This is a genomic window from Nocardia sp. NPDC127579 (genome assembly GCF_042672005.1).
GTDB lineage: Bacteria > Actinomycetota > Actinomycetes > Mycobacteriales > Mycobacteriaceae > Nocardia.
The window spans coordinates 1-21,719 of record NZ_JBHXVZ010000017.1 but is presented as its reverse complement, the minus strand read 5'-3'; the positions used below and the strand labels follow the sequence as shown (position 1 = coordinate 21,719).

The 21,719-nt window shown below is 69.5% G+C and carries 1 protein-coding gene (running past one end of the window); it reads right to left on the bottom strand.

Annotated features, from left to right (window positions below; all coding sequences use genetic code 11):
• On the bottom strand, positions 1-21,719 hold part of the coding region annotated (locus ACFVMC_RS32755; protein ID WP_379216795.1) for a non-ribosomal peptide synthase/polyketide synthase (this coding region is incomplete at its 5' end). Its footprint begins 9,001 nt before the window's first position; 21,719 of 30,720 annotated nt are visible.

Genomic DNA, 21,719 nt, shown 5'->3' with positions numbered 1-21,719 from the left:
TGGATATCGGTTTCCCGCTGGCGTGCGAGCAATTCGGTGAACGGCGCACCCGGCTCCACCCGGGTGCGGAACACCAGCGTGTTGACGAACATGCCGATCAGATCGTCGAGCACGGCTTCCCCACGACCCGCCATCGGCGTGCCGATGGCGATGTCGTCGCTGCCCGACAGGCGTGCCAGCAGGACCGCGAGCGCGGTGTGCACGACCATGAACAGCGTCGCGCCCTCGGCGCGCGCCAGGTCGAGCAGGGCCTGATGGGTTGCCGCGTCGACCCGCAGGTCCACCTTGCCGCCCGCGAAGGACTGCACGGCCGGGCGCGGGCGATCCGCGGGCAGATCCAGCTGATCGGGCAGATCGGCCAGCGCCTGCTGCCAGTAGGCGACCTGCTTGGCGGCCAGCGATTCCGCGTCGTCCTCGCTGCCCAGCAGCGCGCGCTGCCAGATCGAGTAGTCGGCGTACTGCACCGGCAGCGGCGCCCAGCCCGGTGCCGTCCCCATGGTCCGGGCCGCGTAGGCGGTCATCAGATCGCGGGTCAGCGGGCCGACCGAGGAACCGTCGCCGGAGATGTGGTGCACGACCATGGCGAGCACGTATTCCGGTGCCGGACCATCGATCCGGAAGAGCGCGGTCTTGACCGGCACCTCGGTGGTGACGTCGAAGCTCGCCGAAACCAGTGCGAGGACCGCGGATTCGACCTCCTCCGGCGTCACGGTCCGCAGTTCCAGCTCCGGCGTGGCTCCGGCCGGCGGCCGGATCACCTGTACCGGACCGGATTCGGTCTGCGGGTAGACGGTGCGCAGGATCTCGTGCCTGTGCACCAGATCCGCGACGGCGGCGCGCAGTGCGTCGACGTCCAGCTCGCCGGTCAGCCGCACCGCGATCGGCACGTTGTAGGCCGCCGACTGGGTGTCGAAACGGTTGAGGAACCACATCCGCTGCTGCGCCAGCGAGAGCGGAATGTGTTCCGGCCGCTCGATACTGCCCAGTTCGATGCCGCGCCCGCCGTGCGTCTGCGAATCCAGCGCGGCCGCCAGCGCGGACACGGTCGGCGCCTCGAACAGCGTCCGCACCGGGACCCGGGTATTCAGCACGGCCCCGAGGCGGGCGCTGACCCGCGTCGCGACCAGCGAGTTGCCGCCCAGAGCGAAGAAGTCGTCGTCCAGGCCGACCCGCTGCACACCCAGTACCTCGGCGAACACCTCGGCGACGGCGCGCTGCATCGGCGTGGACGGCTCCCGGAAGGCGGCGGCCTCGAACTCCGGCTCCGGCAGCGCCTTGCGATCGAGCTTGCCGTTCGCGTTGAGCGGCAACGTGTCCAGCCGCACGTAGGCGTCCGGAACCATGTAGGACGGCAGCACCTTGGCCAGGGCAGAGCTCACCTGTGCGGCATCGAACGACTGCGCGGAGCCCGGTACCACGTAGGCCACCAGACGCTCGCCGGTACGCGGATCGGACTTGGCCAGCACCGCCGCCTGCGCGATCCCCGGCAACGTCAGCAGCGCAGCCTCGATCTCACCCAACTCGATACGGAAACCACGAATCTTCACCTGGAAGTCCGTGCGACCCCGGTATTCCAGCTCACCGTTGTTCCAGGCGACAAGGTCACCTGTGCGATACATCCGGGTTCCCGCACCGAACGGATCGGCCACGAACCGATCAGCGGTCAGATCCGCACGACCGAAATACCCACGCGCCAACTGCGCACCCGCGAGATACAGCTCACCCGAAACACCCGGGGGCACCGGCCGCAGACGCGAATCCAGCACGTAGACCTGGGTATTCCACTCCGGCGCACCGATCGACACCGACACCTCGTCGGCATCGGTCACCCGGTGACTCGTCACCGACACCGCGGCCTCGGTCGGACCGTAGAGATTGAACAACTCCGCGGCATTACCGCGACGGAACCGCTGCGCCACCGCAGCCGGAAGCGCCTCACCAATAGCCAGCACCCGCCGCAGCGAACCGCTCAGCACACCATCGGATTCGATCAGCAGCGCGTCCAGCATCGAGGGCACCACATGCAAGGTGGACACCTGCGTATCCCGGATCAACCGGTTCAGATACTCCGGATCGCGATGGCCCTCCGGCGACGCGATCACCAATCGGCCACCGCTCACCGCGGCCGACCAGAACTCCCACACCGAGAGGTCGAACGTCGCGGCAGTCTTCAGCAGCACCGCGTCGTGCGAGCCCAGCGCGAATTCCGTGCTCTTCCAGACCAATTGGTTGGCGATCGCCCCGTGACTCACGGCGACGCCCTTGGGGCGGCCCGTGGAACCCGACGTGAAGATCACATACGCCGTCGTGGCGGCACCGAACCCGCGCACCAGCTCCGAGGCTGCCAGAGCGTGATCGGGATAGCCGGACAGATCCAGCTCGTCCACGGCCACCCACTCCGCGGCCCCCTGCGCCGAGGACGCTTCCCGCGCCGCGACCGTGGTCAGCACCACCGCCGGAGCGGCCGTGGTCAGAATGTAATCCAAACGCTCAGCAGGCTGCGTCGGATCCAACGGCACATACGCCGCACCCGTACGCGCCACCGCGTACATCGCGACCACCAGATCCACCGAACGCGAAATCGCCAGCGCCACCCGATCCTCGGCACCGACACCACGCCCGATCAGGTTGCGCGACAAGCGATTCACCCGGGCGTCGAGCTCGGCGTAAGTCACCGCGGCGCCGTCGTCGGTGATCAGCGCCACCCGATCCGGATGCGCGGACACCGTGGCGTCCAGCAGCGACACCAGCGTCGCCGCCGGGTCGACCGCGTGCCCGGTCTCGTTCCAGCCCAGCAGGATCTGTTCCCGCTCGGCCGGTTCCAGCAGCTCGATCTCGCCGACCCGGACCGACATGTCGGCCAGCACCGCGTCGAGCACACGAACGAAGCGGTCCGCGAAGCTCTGCACCGTCCGCTCGTCGAACAGGTCGACGGCGTAACCGATTTCGGCGCCGAGCGCGGCCGGCGTGCCGTCCTCGGCGTAGTGGTCGATCAGCGTGAAGTGCAGGTCGGTCTTGGCCAGCTGCGAATCGAAGTCGACCGCGCTCACCGACAGGCCCGGCAGCTCGAAGGTGGTATCGGCCAGGTTCTGGAACGAGAAGCCCACCTGGAACAGCGGGTTGTGCGCGGTGGAGCGCACCGGGTTGAGCACCTCGACCAGGCGCTCGAACGGCACCTCCGCGTTGGCGAACGCCTCCAGGTCGCGTTCGCGCACCTCGGCGAGCAGGTCGACGAAGCGGTCCTCCGGAGTTACCCGGGTACGGAACACCAGGGTATTGACGAACATACCGATCATATCGTCGAGTTCACGTTCGCCACGACCCGCGATCGGGGTGCCGACCGCGATGTCATCGGTGCCGGACAGGCGCGCGAGCAGCACCGCGAGCGCCGCGTGCACCAGCATGAACAGCGACGCGTTGTGCGCACGCGCCAGCTCGTGCAGCCGGGCATGCTGCTCGGGCGCGAGCTCGAAGCGAATCGCCTTGCCCTGGAACGACTGTGCGGGCGGGCGCGGCCGATCCGCGGGCAGTTCCAGCCGGTCCGGCAGGCCGGTCAGGGTGGCCTGCCAGTAGGCCAGCTGCCGCGCGCCCAGCGATTCCGGATCGTCTTCGGAACCGAGTACCGCGTGCTGCCACAGCGCGTAGTCGGCGTACTGCACCGGCAGCGGAAGCCACTGCGGCACATCGCCTTGCGCACGCGCCACATAGGCGGTCATCACGTCCCGGGCCAGCGGCGCGAGGGAGAACCCGTCGGCGGAGACGTGATGCACCGTGAAGGCGAGCACATGATCGTCCGGCGCGACCTCGAACAGCGCCACCGCCAGCGGCACCTCGAGGGTGACGTCGAAGGCGGTCAGCGCGAATTCGATGACCTTGCCGACCAATTCGTCCTCGGCGACCAGCACCGGCGTCAATCGCCGCGCGGTCGCGTCCACCGGCAGGATCACCTGGTGCGGCCCGGCCGCCGACTGCGGGTAGATCGTGCGCAGTACCTCGTGGCGGGCCAGCAGGTCGCCGATCGCCTGTTCCAGCGCCGCCACGTCGAGCGTGCCGGACAGCCGGACGGCCAGCGGGATGTTGTCGACCGCGGAGGTCGCCGGATCGAACTGGTTGAGGAACCAGTAGCGCCGCTGCGCCGAGGACAACGGGATCAGTTCCGGCCGTTCGCCGGCCACCAGCGCGGGACGCGCCCGGCCGCCATTGCCGTTCTGCTCCAGCCGGGCCGCGAGCGCGGCCACGCTGGAGGCCTCGAACAGATCGCGCACCGACAGCTGCCGGTCCAGGGCGGCGCCCAGCCGGGCGTTCACCCGGGTGGCGATCAGCGAATTGCCGCCCAGGGCGAAGAAGTCGTCGTCCAAGCCGACCCGGTCCACACCGAGCACCTCGGCGAAGACACCGGCCACGATCTCCTCCACCGGGGTCACCGGCTGGCGGAAGGCCACGGCCTCCAGCACGGGCGCGGGCAGCGCCCGGCGATCCAGCTTGCCGTTGACGGTCAGCGGCAATGCCTCGAGCACCATCAGCACCGAGGGCACCATGTACGCGGGCAGGGTCTGCGAGATCTGTGCCCGCACACTCTCGGTATCGAGCGCACCGGCGGCGGCCACCACATAGCCGACCAGCTGATCGCTGACCCGGCTATCGGAACGGACGATGACGGCGGCCTGGGCAACCTCGTCCAGCGCCAGCAGCGCCGCTTCGATCTCGCCGAGCTCGATGCGGAAACCACGCACCTTCACCTGATCATCGGCGCGACCCAGATGCTCCAACTCACCCTGAGCGTTCCAGCGCGCCAAGTCACCGGAACGGTACAACCGCTCCCCCGGCCCACCGAACGGATTCGCCACGAACCGGGCCGCCGACAGATCCGCGCGACCGAGGTAACCATCGGTCAATTGCGGTCCCGCGACATACATTTCACCCGGCACACCCACCGGCACCGGGTGCAGGCGCGTGTCGAGCACGTACACCGACAAGCCCGCGATGGCCCGGCCGATCACCGAACCTGTTGCGGTGGTGACGGTTTCGAGATCGAGGACCCGATGCGTCACGTGCACGGTGGTCTCGGTGATGCCGTACATGTTCACCAGACGCGGGCCGACCGAGCCCGCCGAACCGTCACCGTGGCGGGTCATCCAGTCGGCCAGGCGGCCCAGATCCAGTGCCTCACCACCGAACACCACGTACTGCAACGCCAATGGCGCGACACCGGCGGTCCGCTCGACCTCGGCCAGCTGGTAGAACGCCGACGGGGTCTGGTTCAGCACCGTCACCTGTTCGCGGGCCAGCAAGGCCAGGAACTGCTCGGGCGAACGCGACACGAAGTAGTCGACGACGACCAGGGTGCCGCCGTACACCAGCGCGCCCCACAGCTCCCAGACCGAGAAGTCGAAGGCGCTGGAGTGGAACATGGTCCACACGTCCTCGGGACCGAAACCGAACTCGGCATCGGTGTTCGCGAACAGCCGCACCACATTCCGGTGCGCCACGACCACGCCCTTCGGGCGGCCGGTCGAACCGGAGGTGTAGATCACGTACGCGGTATTCGACGCGCGTAGCGGCGCGATCCGGTCCGCATCGGTGATCGGGCTCACGTCGGCCTGCGCCGGGAGATCGGCCATCGACACCACGGTCACGTCGTCCGGCAGCGCGACCTCGACGCTGTCGTCCACGACCACACCGGCCGGCGCCGAATCCTCGAGCACGTACGCGATCCGGTCCGCCGGGTAGGACGGATCGATCGGCACGTAGCCCGCACCCGACTTCACGACCGCCAAGAGCGCCACGACCAGCTCCAGCGAGCGCGGCAGCAGTACCGCGACCAATCGGCCCGGCCCCGCACCCTGTGCGATCAGCGTGCGCGCCAGACGATTCGCGCGCTGATCGAGCTCGGCGTAGGTCAGCGCCTCGGCACCGAATTTCACCGCGACCCGGTCGCCGTGCGCGGCGACCATGGCATCGACGAGATCCGGCAGCGTCACGCCCCGATCCGCGAAAAGCCCCTGGCCACCGTCGATTCCCGACGACACCCACTGCTGGGTGACCTCGGCGCGCTCGGCCGCGCCGAGCAGATCGATATCACCGACCGCGACGTCCGGGTCGGCCGCCACGCGTCGCAGGATCCACAGCAGCCGCTGCGACAGCGTCGCCACCGTCGCCGCGTCGAACAGGTCGGTGGCGTAGTTCCACGACATCGCCAGGCCGCCGTCGACCGGATCGTCGACCGCCAATTGCAGATCGAACTTGGCCATGCCCGGATCGAAGTCGACCGCCGCGATCTCCAAGCCCGGCAACGTCATCCGGTTGCCGGTCGCACCGCCGGCCTCGAAGGACAGCGCCACCTGGAACAGCGGGTGATGCGCCTGCGACCGCTCCGGGCTGAGCACCTCGACCAGCCGCTCGAACGGCACGTCGGCGTGCGCGAACGCGGCCAGATCGGTGTCCCTGGTCTGCGCCAGCAGTGTCGAGAACGGCACACCGGGATCCAGCTCGGTGCGCAGCACCAGCGTGTTGACGAACATGCCGATCAGGTTGTCCAGCTCGGCCTCGCCGCGCCCGGCCACCGGCGTTCCGATCGCGATATCGCTGCTACCGGAGAGGCGGCCGAGGAGCACCGCCAGCGCCGCGTGCACCACCATGAACATGCTGGCGCCGTGCGCGCGGGCGAGCTCGGTCAGCTGTCCGCGCAGCTCGTCGTCGACCGGGAACGGATGCACCGCACCGCGATTGGAGGCTGTGCTCGGACGCGGCCGGTCGGCGGGCAGATCGATCCGGCCGGGCAGCCCGGCCAGCGTCGCCGTCCAGTACCCGGTCTGCTCGGCGATCAGCGATTCCGGATCGTCCTCGGAGCCGAGGGTTTCGCGCTGCCACAGCGCGTAATCGGCGTACTGCACCGGCAGCGGCGCCCAGCCGGGCACCTCGTCGCGCGAGCGGGCGACGTAGGCGACCATCACGTCCTGGGCCAGCGGCCGCATGGACCAGCCGTCACCGCTGATGTGATGCACGACGACCACCAGGACGTGCTCGTCCGGCCGCACGCGCAGCAGCTCGGCGCGCACCGGAACACCGGTGGTCACGTCGAATCCGGTCAGCACCGTCTCCTCGATGCGGGCACGCAGGTCCGCCTCGGTGACCGCGATCGGTTCCAGCGCCGGGGCCGCTTCGGCGGCCGGGAGGATCACCTGCACGCCCTGACCGTCGGCGGTCTCGGGGTAGTAGGTGCGCAGCACCTCGTGCCGGGCGATCACGTCTCGCACGGCCTGTTGCAGCGCGAGCACATCCAGGTCGCCGGTCAGCCGGATCGCCAGCGGCAGGTTGTTCACCGCGCTGGCCATGTCGAACCGGTTGAGGAACCACATGCGCTGCTGTGCCAGCGACAGCGGGATCTCCTGCGGCCGCGGACCGGCCACCAGCGCACGGCGACCGCCGGTCCCGACGTGGGTCGTCAGCCGTGCGGCCAGCGCACCCACCGTCGAGGCCTCGAACAGCACCCGCACCGGGATCCGGGTGTCCAGCGCCGCGCCGAGGCGGGCGATGACCTGGGTGGCGATCAGCGAGTTGCCGCCGAGCTCGAAGAAGTCGTCGTCCAGGCCGACTTCCGTGCCCTCCGCGCGGAGACCGAGCACGTCCGCGAATGTGTCGGCCACGGTCTGCTCGACGGGGGTGACCGGCCTGCGGTACACCCGGGCCGCCAGCACCGGCGCGGGCAGGGCCTTGCGGTCGAGCTTGCCGGAAGCGTTGAGCGGGAAGGCGGTCAGGAGCACGAACGCGGTCGGAACCATGTAGGCCGGCAGCGACTGCGCCAGATCCGCGCGCACGTCATCGATATCGATGACGTGACCGGCGGCCGCGATCAGGTAGCCGACCAGCTGGTCGCCGAACCGTTCGTCGGAGCGCACGACCACGACCGACTGCGCGATCGAATCCAGCGCGGTGAGCGCGGCCTCGATCTCGCCGAGCTCGATCCGCAGGCCACGCAGCTTCACCTGGAAGTCGGTGCGGCCCAGGTATTCCAGTTCACCGGCGCCGGTCCAGCGCACCAGATCGCCGGTGCGATACATCCGCTCGCCCTCGGCGAACGGGTTCGCCACGAACCGATCCGCGCTCAGATCCGGTCGCCGCACATAGCCGCGCGCCAGCTGCGCACCGGCCAGGTAGAGCTCACCGGCCACACCGACCGGTACCGGATGCAACCGCGCGTCCAGCACGTGGAGCTGGGTGTTGAACACCGGCGCGCCGATCGGGACCGACTCGGTGTCGGCGGCGGTCACCTCGTGGAAGGTGACGTCGACGGCGGCTTCGGTCGGGCCGTAGAGGTTGTGCAACCGAGCGCCGGGCCCGCCCGTCGCCCGACCACCACCCCCCATCGAATCGCTGCGCGATGCAGTGATTTCCCGCAGTTGCCGTGCGGTCGCCGCGGGCAGCGCCTCGCCGGAGGCGAACACCTGCCGCAGCGAAACACTGCGCCGATCAGCACCGTCGGTGGCCGCGGCGAGCTCGGCCACGAATACCGACAGCATCGACGGCACGAAGTGCGCGATCGTGACCTGCTCGGCATCGATCACCTCGGCCAGGTAGGCCGGATCACGATGACCGTCCGGGCGCGCGACCACCAGGCGCGCACCGATCTGCAAGGGCCAGAAGAACTCCCACACCGACACGTCGAAGGTCGACGGCGTCTTCTGCAACACCACATCCGCGGCCGTCAGGCCGTACTCGGCCTGCATCCACACCAGACGATTCACGATCGCCGCGTGCGAAACCGCCACACCCTTGGGCCGGCCCGTCGAACCCGACGTGAAGATCACGTACGCGGTATTCGAAGGCCGTACCGGCACAGCGCGTTCCGCGTCGGTGACCGGCGCGTCGGAGTATCCGGACAGGTCGAGCAGATCGATCCGCACCTGCGCGGTGTCGGTCGGCAGATCGGCGCCGCTGGTGAGCACGCACACCGGGTCGGCCGTGTCGAGCACATAGGCGGTGCGCTCGGCCGGGTGATCCGGATCCAGCGGCACGTAGCCGCCGCCCGCCGCCACCGTCGCGTACATGCCGACCACCAGGTCGATCGAACGCCGCATACCCAGCGCGACAAGCGATTCCGCCCCGACACCGCGTTCGATCAGCCAGCGGGTCAGCTGCCGGACCCGGCCGGCCAGCTCGGCGTAGGACAGACTTGTCCCCTCGAAGCTGACGGCTACTGCGTCGGGCGTCGCCGCGACCTGCGCTTCGAACAGTGCGATCAGCGTCCCGGCAGCCGCGCCCGCGGGCACGGTGACCGGGTAGCGGGTGTCGTTCCAGTCCCGCAGCACGGCGTGCTCGGTGACATCGAGCAGCGGCAGATCGCCGACCGGCCGGTCCGGGGTCGCCGTGATCGCCCGCAGGATCCGGGTGAACCGGCGGACGAAGTCGGCGATCGTCTCGGCGTCGAAAAGGTCGGTGGCGTAGATGAATTCGGCGTTGATCCCGCCGGTCGGCGCTTCGGCCAGCACCAGCTGTAGATCGAACTTCGCGGTGTCGCTCGGCAGATCGACGGCGCTGACCGACAGCTCCGGCAGTTCGAGCGCGGTGTGGCCGGTGTTCTGCAGGGCCAGCATCACCTGGAACAGCGGATTGCGCGCCTGCGAGCGGGCCGGGTTGATGATCTCGACCAGGCGCTCGAACGGCAGGTCGGCATGGCCGAACGCGGCGATATCGGTGCCGCGCGTCGCCCGCAGCAATTCGTTGAATCCGGCGGCGCCGTCGACCTCGGTGCGCAGCACCAGGGTGTTGACGAACATGCCGACCAGATCGTCGAGCGCGCGTTCACCACGACCGGCGACCGGGGTGCCGATCGCGATGTCGGATTCCCCGCTCAACCGCGCCAGCAACACCGCGAGCGCGGCGTGCACGACCATGAACAGGGTCGCGTTCTGCGCCTGGGCGAGCTCGGCCAGGCCCGCGTGGGTGCCGGGGTCGATCTCGAAGCGCAGCCGCGCGCCGCGACCGGACGCGATCGCCGGACGGGGCCGGTCCGAGGGCAGATCCAGCTGATCCGGCAGCCCGGCCAGCGCCGCCCGCCAGTACGAGATCTGCTGGGAGATCACCGATTCCGGATCGTCCTCGGCGCCGAGCACCACACGCTGCCACAGCGCGTAGTCGGCGTACTGCACCGGCAGCGGCGTCCAGGTGGGCTCGCCGCCCTCGACGCGTGCGGCGTAGGCGGTCATCACGTCCCGGGCCAGCGGTCCCATCGAGAAACCGTCGGCGCTGATGTGATGGGCGACCAGCAGCAGCACGTGCTCGGTGGGGCTGATCTCGAACAGCTGCGCCCGCAACGGCACCTCGGCGGTGACGTCGAAGCCGCGCAGCACCAGGGCCGAAAGCCGCTGTGCCAGTTCGGACTCGGCGACCTCCACGGCGGACAGATCGGGGATGACCTCGGCGGTCGGCACGATCTGCTGCTGCGCCGTGCCGTCCACCTCGGGGTAGCGGGTGCGCAGCGATTCGTGGCGGGCCAGCACGTCGGCCACCGCGATCTGCAGCGCGTGCCGGTCCAGCAGACCCGAAAGCCGCACGGCCAGCGGAATATTGTCCACCGCCGATTCCGGATCGAATCGGTTGAGGAACCACATGCGCTGCTGCGCCAGCGACAACGGCACCCGCGCCGGTCGCTGCTGCGGCACCAGCGCCTGCCGCGCACCGGTTCCGATACCGGACCCGGCGCGTGCGGCCAGCGCGGCCACCGTGGCGGCCTCGAAGATCTCCCGGACTCCGATGTGGGCGTCCAGCGCCGCCGACAGGCGGGCAGCCACCCGGGTGGCGATCAGCGAATTGCCGCCCAGGGCGAAGAAGTCGTCGTCCAAGCCGACCCGCTCGACACCGAGCACCTCGGCGAAGACACCGGCCACGATCTCCTCCGCGGCGGTCACCGGCGCGCGGAAGGCCGCAGCCTCGAGCACGGGTGCGGGTAGTGCCTTGCGATCGAGCTTGCCGTTGACCGTCAACGGCAACGCCTCCAGCGTCATCAGCACCGAGGGCACCATATACGCGGGCAGGGTCTGCGAGAGCTGTTCCCGCACTAGTTCGGTATCGACCGGACCGGCCGCGGGCACCACATACCCGACCAGCTGATCGCTGACCCGGCTGTCCGAACGGACGATCACCGCTGTCTGGGCGACCTCGTCCAACGCCAGCAACGCGGCCTCGATCTCACCGAGCTCGATACGGAAACCACGCACCTTCACCTGATCATCGGCACGCCCCAGATGCTCCAACTCACCCCGGGCATTCCAGCGCGCCAAGTCACCGGAACGGTACAGCCTGGAACCCGCGGCACCGAACGGATTCGCCACGAACCGCGCCGCCGACAGATCCGCGCGACCGAGGTAACCATCGGTCACCTGTGGTCCCGCGACATACATTTCCCCCGCGACACCGACCGGCACCGGGTGCAGGCGGGTGTCGAGGACATACACCGACAAACCGGCGATGGCCCGGCCGATCACCGAACCTGTTGCGGTGGTGACGGTTTCGAGATCGAGGACCCGATGCGTGACATGCACGGTGGTTTCGGTGATGCCGTACATGTTCACCAGACGCGGACCGGCCGAACCGTGCGAGCCGTCACCGTGGCGGGTCATCCAGTCGGCCAGTCGGCCCAGATCCAGTGCCTCACCACCGAAGACCACGTACCGCAACGCCAACGGTGCCGCGGTGCCGGCATTGCGGTCGGCCTCGGCGAGTTGGTAGAACGCCGAGGGGGTCTGGTTGAGGACCGTCACCTGTTCGCGGCGCAGCAGCTCGAGGAACTGCTCGGGCGAACGGGAGACGAAGTAGTCCACGACGACCACGGTGCCGCCGTAGAGCAGCGCGCCCCACAGTTCCCAGACCGAGAAGTCGAAAGCGCTGGAGTGGAACATGGTCCACACATCACCCGGGCCGAAACCGAACTCGCGATCGGTGTTGGCGAACAGCCGCACCACATTCCGGTGCGAGACCACCACGCCCTTCGGGCGTCCGGTCGAGCCGGAGGTGTAGATCACGTAGGCGGTATCGGAAGCGCGCAGCGGCGCGATCCGATCGCTGTCGGTGATCGGGCCCTCGCCCGCGTCGACGAGATCGCCGGTCTCCACACCGAATCCGGCCATCGACACGACCGTCCGGCCGTCGAGCAGTTCGGCGTCGACACTGCCGTCCACGATCACGCTCGCGGGGGCGGCGTCGGAGAGCACGTAGGCAATCCGGTCGCTGGGGTAGGACGGATCGATCGGCACGTACCCCGCGCCCGACTTCACCACTGCCAGCAGCGCCACCACCAGATCCAGCGACCGTGGCAGCAGCACCGCAACCAGCTGACCCGGCCCCGCACCCTTGGCGATCAGCTTGCGCGCCAACTGATTCGCGCGCTGATCCAGCTCCGCGTAGGTCAGCCCGTCGTCACCGAAGCGCGCCGCGATCCGGTCGCCGTGCGCCGCCACCGCCGCGTCGACCAGGGCCGACAGGTGAGTGCCCGGCTCGGCGAACAGGCCGGAGCCGCCGTCGGATCCGGAGGAGACCCAGCGCTCGAGCACATTCGAACGCTCGGTCACGCCGAGCAGGTCGACGTCACCGACCGGCGCGTCGGGCGCGGCGACGAGCCCGGTCAGCACGCGGGTCAGTCGCTCGGCGATCCGCGCGACGCTGTCGGCATCGAGCAGGTCGATCAGGTATCCGGCGCGAATACGCAGCCGGGTGTCCAGCCGGGCGATCAGCGTCAGCGGGTAGTGCGTGGCGTCGGCGACATCCAGGCCGGCCACCGCCATGCCGTCGATGTCGGCGGCCTGCGCCCGGATGCCGTCGGCGTCGACCGGATAGGACTCGAACACCATCAGCGTGTCGAACAGAGCGCCGAGACCGGCCGCGGCCTGGATGTCGGTCAAGCCGATGTGATGGTGATCCAGCAGGTCGGCCTGCTCGCCCTGCACGCGGGTGAGCAGCGTGCGCGCCGACTCGGCCGGGTCGAAGGCCACCCGTACCGGCACGGTATTGATGAACAGGCCGACCATGTTCTCCACACCGTTCAGCTCGGCCGGACGGCCGGAGACGGTGGTGCCGAACAGGACGTCGTCCTTGCCGGTCGAACGACCGAGCACCAGACCCCAGGCCGCCTGGAGCACCGTGTTCACGGTGACGCCCAGTTCGGCGGCCAGCGCGACGAGACCGGCGGTCGCGGTCTCGTCCAGTTCGAAGGCGTATTCACCGGACAGCGTGGCGATCTCACGCCCGGCCTGGGTGGGGGCCAGCCAGGTCGGCTCCGAAACACCGTGCAGCGCACGGCCCCACGCCGCCAGGGAAGCGGAGTTGTCCTGCTGCGCCACCCAGTCCAGGAAGTACCGGTAGGACCGGGCCGGCGGCAGCACAGGACTTACCCACCCCGGCGGCTCCGCCGCCTGCCGACCCCGAAGGGCATCGGCCCGGGTGGCGTACAGCACCAGCAGATCGCGCATGAGCAACGGCATCGACCAGCCGTCGAGCACGATGTGGTGGTTGGTCACCGCCAGCGACCACTGCTGCTCGCCGACCTGGATCAACGTGAACCGGATCAGCGGCGGCGCGGCCAGATCGAAGCGCCGCAGGCGATCGGCCTCGATCAGGTCGCTCGCGTCACCGGTCGAGCGGCGGTCCTGTTCGGTCCACGCCACCTCGGCACCGTCGAGGACCAGCTGCACGGGGTTGCCGTGCGTATCGGTGACGAAGGCCGTGCGCAGACTCTCGTACCGGTCCACCAGCGCCTGGGCCGCGGCCCGCAGCCGGTCCGGGGACACCCGGCCGGTCAGGGTCAGCACGGCCTGCGAGGTGTAGACGTCGACCGAACTGGCCGCGAGCTGCGCGTGGAACAGCAGACCCGCCTGTAGCGGCGACAGCGACCACACATCGGTGAGCGCCGGGAAACTCCGCTCCCAGCCGTCGATATCGGCCTGCGTGGTCCGCACCAGCGGGAAGTCGGACGGGGTGTAGCCGCCCGCGTCCACGGTATCTGCATGGCGCGCAACCGATTCCAGCGCGCGCACCCACAGTCCGGCGAATGCGCGCACCTGCTCGGTGTCGAGCAGCGTGGTGGGATAGGTGATCCGGGTGCTCAGCCGGTCCTCGGTGACGCCCGCGTTGATGTCCAGCGGGGCCATCACCGGCAGATCGGCGTCGGCGACCCCGGCCACCGCCCCGAGTTCGGGCGCGGGCAGCCAGCCCAGCCCGCGCAGTGTCTCGGGCGCCGCGTTCTCGGCGATCCGGCCCAGGTAGTTGAAGCTGATCTGGCCCGGCATCTGCTCCGGCAAAGCCTCGGCACCGTCCGCGTTCAGGTAGCGCAGCATGCCGTAGCCCAGGCCCCGATCGGGCACGGCCAGCAACTGTTCCTTGACCGCCTTGATGGCGCGGCCCATGTCCGGTCCCCCGGCCAGCGCGGCATCGATATCGATGCCGGACAGGTCGAAGCGCACCGGGAAGATGGCGGTGAACCAGCCCACCGTGCGGGACAGGTCGGCGCCGGGGACGACGGTCTCTTCGCGGCCGTGACCCTCGAGGCGAATCAGGGCGGAGTCCGTGCTGATGCCCTGCTCGGCACGCCAGGCCGTGACAGCCAGAGCCAGGGCCGTCAGCAGACCGTCGTTCACGCCGCCGTGGAACAGCGCGGGAACCGTGGTCAGCAGCGACTGGGTGACCTCGGCGGACACCTCGACCCGCAGCGTGTCGGCGACACCGGTCACATCGACGGCCGGGTCGAACGCGCGCGTGGACAGCAACGGGTCGGGCCCGTCGACGACACCGCGCCAGAACTCGAGTTCGGCCCCGCGCTCGGCGGCCGCCTGCTCCAGGGCGTGCGCCCAGGTGCGCATGCTCGTGCCGATGGCTTCCAGCTGCGGGCGCTGCCCACTGGTCACCTGTCCCCAGGCCGCGACGAAGTCCGGCACCAGAATGCGCCAGGACACACCGTCGACGACCAGGTGATGCGCGACCACGATCAGGTATCCGGCGCGCTCGGCGGGCCCCGTCGCGGTGACCGGCTCCAGCCACACGAACCGGATCACCACGCCCGCTTCGGGATCCAAGCGATCCAGGGTGGCATCCAGGGCCGTCGCGGCGATATCGGCCAGTTCGGTCTCGGAGGCGGTGGCGTCGAATTCGGTGCGGTCGATCAGCGCGTCGGCCTCGACGGCGCCGGGCGCCGCGGTCTCGACGCGCCACTGGCCGTCCGGGCCCTGCCGGTCCAACCGGGCGCGCAGCATGTCGTGGCGATCGATCACGGCCGTGACGGTCGCGGCGATCCCCGCGCGGTCGATGCCGACCGGCAGCCCCAGCGTCACCGCCTGATGGAAGCGGCGGAACGAGCCCGGACGCCGCACCATGAAGTGCTCCACCGGGGTCAGCGGCCGGGCGCCCACCCCGCCGCCGGGCAGCTCGGCCAGCACCGGCGCCACATCCGTTCGGGCCGAGGTGGTTTCCGCGACGACGGCCAGTCCGGCGACGGTGCGCTGTTCGAACACGTCGCGTGCGGAGAACACCACGCCGCGTGCCTTCGCCCGCGACACCAGCTGGATCGACACGATCGAATCACCGCCCAGGGCGAAGAACGAGTCGTCGACACCGACCCGCTCCACCCCCAGGACCTCGGCGAACAGCTCGGCGACCAAGTGCTCGATCGGATTGCGCGGCGCCCGGAAGGAGGTCTCGGCGGTGAACACCGGCTCCGGCAGCGCGCGCCGATCGAGCTTGCCGTTGGCGTTCAACGGCAACTCGGGCAGCACCATGAGCACCGCGGGCACCATGTGCGACTGCAAGCGACCGGCCAGGTAGGTACGCAGGGCCGCCACATCCACCGGTGTCGGCGCGCCCGCGGCCGTAGCGGCGGGGACGACGTAGCCGACGAGCTGGTCGGCGGAGGCCTGCGCGCTGACCACGACGACGGCCTGCGCCACCGATTCGTGTGCGGTGAGCGCGGATTCGATCTCACCGAGCTCGATCCGCATACCGCGCAGCTTCACCTGGAAGTCGGTACGACCCAGGTAGGTGATCGCGCCGTCCGGACCGCGGCGCACCAGGTCACCGGTGCGGTACATGCGCGCTCCGGCGGGGCCGAACGGCACGGCCACGAAGCGGTCCGCGGTCAGATCGGGGCGGCCCAGGTAGCCGCGCGCGACCTGATCACCGGCTAGATACAGCTCACCCGCGACACCCGTCGGCACCGGATGGAACCGCGCGTCGAGCACGTAGGCCTGCGCGTTCCAGACCGGCGCGCCGATCGGAACCGCGCCCGGCCCCGAACCCGCCGGCGCGTGCGTGGCATGCACGGTGAACTCGGTCGGGCCGTACAGGTTGTACAGCAGCGCCGAGCTCACGCGGCGGAACGCGGCGACGGTGTCGGAGGTGAAGGCCTCACCGGCCACCAGCACCACGCGCAGCGACGACAACTCAGCGCCTTCGACCGCACCGGCGAACACCGCCAGCATCGATGGCACGAACGAGGTCATCGTGACGTGCTGCCCGGCGATCACCGCGGCCAGGTATTGCGGATCGCGGTGGCCGTCCGGCGCGGCGACCACCACGCGGCCGCCGACGGCCAGCGGGCCGAACAGCTCCCAGACCGACACGTCGAAGGTCACCGGGGTCTTGAACAGCACCACGTCATCGGCGTCGATGTCGTATTCGCCGGTGATCCAGCGGATCTGGTTCACCACCGCCGAATGCGGCACCAGCACGCCCTTCGGGCGGCCGGTCGATCCCGAGGTGAAGATCGCGTAGGCGGGGTGGGCCGGCCGCAGCGGAGCGCGCCGATCGGCGTCGGTCAGCGGCGTGTCCGGGTACCCGGACAGGTCCAGCTCGTCCACCACGAGTGCGGGCCTGCCCTGCGCGAGGTCGATGCCGGCACCCGAGGTGACCAGCACACACACCGGGTTCGCGGCGTCCAGCACGTAGGCGATGCGTTCGGCGGGCTGCTCCAGATCGAGCGGCACGTAACCGCCGCCCGCCTCCACGATCGCGTAGATCACGATCAGCAGGTCCAGCGAGCGGGGAATCCCCACCGCCACAAGGCTTTCCGCTCCGACACCGGCCTCGACCAGGCGGTGCGCCAGGCGGTGCACATGCCCCGCGAACTCGGCATAGGTGAGTGTCTGCCCCGACTCCGGATCGACCACGGCGATCGCGTCCGGGGTCCGCCGCACCTGGTCGGCGAACAGTTCCACGAGGGTGGCGCCCGGACCCAGCTCACGCCGGGTCTCGTTGTGGCCGTGCAGTTCCCGCGCGGTTTCGGTGGCGTCCAGCAGCGCGATATCGCCGAGCACGACCTCGGGGTCGGCGGCGACGGCCGTCAGCACCCGGGTCCACTGGCGCACGATGGTCGCGGCGCTGGATTCGTCGAACAGATCGGTGGCATAGTTCAGGACCACAGCCATACCGTCCGCGCTGTCCGACAGCGTGAACTGGAGATCGAAACGCGCGGTGGTGATGTCGACGTCGAGCTCCGAGACGGCCAGCCCCGGCAGCTCCAGGGTGGTGCGGTCCATGTTCTGGAACGCCAGCAGCACCTGGAACAGCGGGTTGCGCGCCTGCGAGCGCTCCGGCGCCAGCAGTTCCACCAGGCGCTCGAACGGCACATCGGCGTGGCCGAAGGCTTCGAGGTCGGTGTGGCGCGCCTGGGCCAGCAGCGTGGTGAACGGTGCGCCGAAGTCGAGCTCGGTGCGCAGCACCAGGGTGTTGACGAACATGCCGACCAGGTGGTCCAGGGCGGCATCGCCACGTCCCGCGACCGGCGTGCCGACGCTGACGTCGCCGGTACCGGCGAGGCGGCCGAGCAGCACCGCCAGGGCCGCGTGCGTCACCATGAACAGCGATACGCCCTGGGCTCGGGCGACGCCTTCGAGCGCGGCGACGAGGTCGGCCGGCAAGGTGGCGGTCACGGTCGCGCCGCGATAGGAGGCGATCGCGGGCCGCGGCCGGTCGGTCGGCAGCGTCAGCTCTTCGGGGCTGCCCGCCAGGGCGCCCTGCCAGTAGGAAACCTGTTGGGCCAGCAGCGATTCCGGATCATCCTCGGAGCCGAGCACGGTGCGCTGCCACACCGCGAAATCGGCGTACTGCACCGGCAGCGGCGCCCAGTCCGGCGCTGCTGCGCGAGTACGGGCGAAGTATGCGGTCATCACATCGCGCGCCAGCGGGCTCATCGAGAAACCATCGGCGGCGATGTGGTGCACCACCACGACCAGGACATGCTCGTCCGCGCTCACCCGGAACAGCCGGGCCCGCAGCGGGACCCGCTCGGCCACATCGAAACCGGCGCCGACGAACTCGGTGACCGCGGCCACCACGTCCTCGGCCGCGACCGGATGCTCGGGCAGCCGCAGGCCGAGCTGCTCGGCCGGGACCACGACCTGCACCGGGGTGCCGCCGTGCTCGGGGTAGCGGGTGCGCAGCGACTCGTGCCGGCGCACCACGTCGAGCAGCGCAGATTCCAGTGCGGCGGTGTCGAGTTCGCCGGAGAGCTGGATCGCCAGCGGCAGGTTGTAGGCCGAGGACGACTTGTCGTACTGGTTGAGGAACCACATCCGCTGCTGCGCGAACGACAGTGGCACCAGTTCGCCCACCGTGCGGGTCCGTGGCGTCAGCCGCGAGCGGGCGCTCTGGCCGGTGTGCGACTCCAGCCGCGCGGCCAGCGCCTCCACCGACGAGGCGTCGAACAGCGCGCGGACCGGTACGTCCGCGTCCAGTGCCGCGCCGAGCCGCGCGGTCGCCCGCGTCGCGATCAGCGAGTTGCCGCCCAGGGCGAAGAAGTCGTCGTCCAGGCCCACCCGGTCGGCGCCCAGCAGATCGGCGAAGATCCCGGCCACGATCTCCTGTACCGGCGTCACCGGCGCACGGAACTCGCGCACCTCGAATACCGGCTGCGGCAAGGCCTTTCGATCGAGCTTGCCCGAGGCGTTGAGGGGGAACTCGGCCAGCGCCACGAACGCGGCCGGGACCATGTAGCCCGGCAGCTGCGCGGTCAGCCTCACGCGCACCGCGTCGATGTCGAGCTCCGCGGCCGCGGGCACCAGGTAGGCGACCAGCTGTGCGCCGGTCAGCTCGTCCTCACGGACCACGACCACGGCTTGGGCCACCTCGTCCAGCGCGGTGAGCGCGGACTCGATCTCGCCGAGCTCGATGCGCAGGCCACGCACCTTCACCTGGAAGTCGGTGCGGCCCAGGTATTCCAGCTCACCGGCGGGACCGTCGGCCGCGCCGGTCGCGTCGATCCAGCGCACCAGGTCACCGGTGCGATACATCCGCTCGCCGGTCGCGAACGGGTTGGCCACGAACCGATCCGCGGACAGATCCGCGCGTCCCACATAGCCGCGCGCCAGCTGGGCGCCGGCCAGATACAGCTCACCCGGCACACCCGGCGCGACCGGGTGCAGGCGTGCGTCCAGCACGTAGACCTGGGTGTTGAACACCGGCAGGCCGATCGGCACGGAGACGGTGTCGGTGTCGACGACCTCGTGGAAGGTCACGTCGACGGCCGCCTCGGTGGGGCCGTACAGGTTGTGCAGCGCGGCGCCAGTCAGCTCGCGCAGCTGCTGGGCGGTCTGCGCCGGCAGCGCCTCACCGGAGGCGAAGACATGCCGCAGGCCGACGCATTCGCCGGCTCCGGCATCGGCCACGAACACCGCCAGCATGGACGGCACGAAATGCACCGTCGTAATGCCCTCGGCGACGATCAGCTGGGTCAGGTAGGCCGGGTCGCGGTGACCGTCGGGCTTGGCCACCACCAGCCGCGCGCCGACCTGCAAGGGCCAGAAGAACTCCCACACCGAGACGTCGAAGGTCGCCGGGGTCTTCTGCAACACCACGTCACCGGCCGTCAGTCCGTACTGGGCGTGCATCCACACCAACCGGTTGACGATCGCCGCGTGCGATACCGCGACACCCTTCGGACGACCCGTCGAACCCGACGTGAAAATCACATACGCCGTATTCTCCGGCCGCAACGGAGCCAGCCGATCCACATCCGTCAACGGCACATCCGAGAAACCCGACACATCCAGAGTGTCGATCTCCACCCGACGCACCGACTCCGGCAACTCCAGCCCATCACCCGAAACCGTCAGCACACACACCGGCAGCGCGGTCTCCAGAATATGAGCGATCCGATCAACCGGATGATCCGGATCGATCGGCACATACCCACCACCAGCTGCAACCACCGCATACATACCGACGACCAGATCCACCGAACGCCGCATACCAAGCGCCACAAGCGATTCCGGACCCACACCCGACGCGACCAACCACCGCGCCAACCGCCACACCCGACCCGCGAACTCGCCATAGGACAGACTCGTCCCCTCGAACGTCAACGCCACCGCATCCGGCGTCCGCTCCACCTGCGCCTCGAACAACGACACCAACGTCGCCGGATCGATCGTGTACTCGGTGGCATTCCACCGATCCAGCACCAACGAACGCTCCTGCGCACCGAGCAGATCGATATCGCCGACCGTGCTCTCGGCATCCGCGACCAGCGCGGTCAGTACACGATCCAGACGCAGGGCGAAATCGGCGATGGTGGACTCGTCGAAAAGATCCGTCGAGTACGCGAACGCGGCCGACATTCCGGCGGGTTCGCCTGCCGCGTCGGAGGTTTCCTGCACCAGCAGCTGTAGATCGAACTTGGCCAGCCCGGATTCGTGCTCGACCGCCTGCACCGTCAACCCGGGCAGTTCCAGTTCGGCCTGCCGCAGGTTCTGGAAGGACAGCATCACCTGGAACAACGGATGCCGAGCCTGCGAACGCGACGGATTCAACACCTCCACCAGACGCTCGAACGGCACATCCGCATGCGCGAACGCATGCAGATCCGTATCCCGAACCTCCGACAGCAGATCAGCGATACTCGACTCACCGGAAACACGCGTACGCAACACCAGCGTGTTGACGAACATACCGACCAAATCGTCGAGCGCAGCCTCACCACGCCCCGCCACCGGCGTACCGATCGCGATGTCATCCGTACCCGACATCCGCGCCAGCAACACCGCCAACGCACTATGCATCACCATGAACAACGACGCATTGTGCTTACGACCCAGCTCGACCAGCCCACGCTGAGTCTCCGCCGAGACCACGAACGGATAGTTGCCGCCGCGATACGAGGCGAGGGCGGGCCGCGGCCGATCCGAGGGCAACGCCAGCTCATCGGGCAACTCCGCCAGGTGACCGGCCCAGTAGCCGATCTGCTTGGCGATCAGCGAGTTCGGGTCGTCCTCGGAGCCGAGGACCTCGCGCTGCCACAGCGCGTAATCGGCGTACTGCACCGTCAGCGGCGGCCAGCCGGGTTCGCCGCCGCCGATGCGAGCGGTGTAGGCGAGCATCACGTCCCGGGTCAGCGGCCCCATCGAGAAACCATCGGTCGAGATGTGGTGCGCCACCAGCGCCAGCACGTGCTCGGTGGGGCTGATCTCGAACAGCCGGACCCGCAGCGGCACCTCGGTGGTGACATCGAAGCGCGACAGCACCAGCTCCGTGAGCTGTTGCGGCAGTTCGCTTTCGGTGCTGGCGATCGGCGTCAGATCGAGGATGTCCCGCCCGAAGGGCACGACCTCCTGATACGGCTGCTCGTCGAACTCGGGGTAGCGAGTGCGCAGCGACTCGTGTCGATCGATCACGTCGATGACGGCGATCTGCAACGCCGCCACATCCAGCTCACCGGACAGCCGGATCGCGATCGGAATATTGTT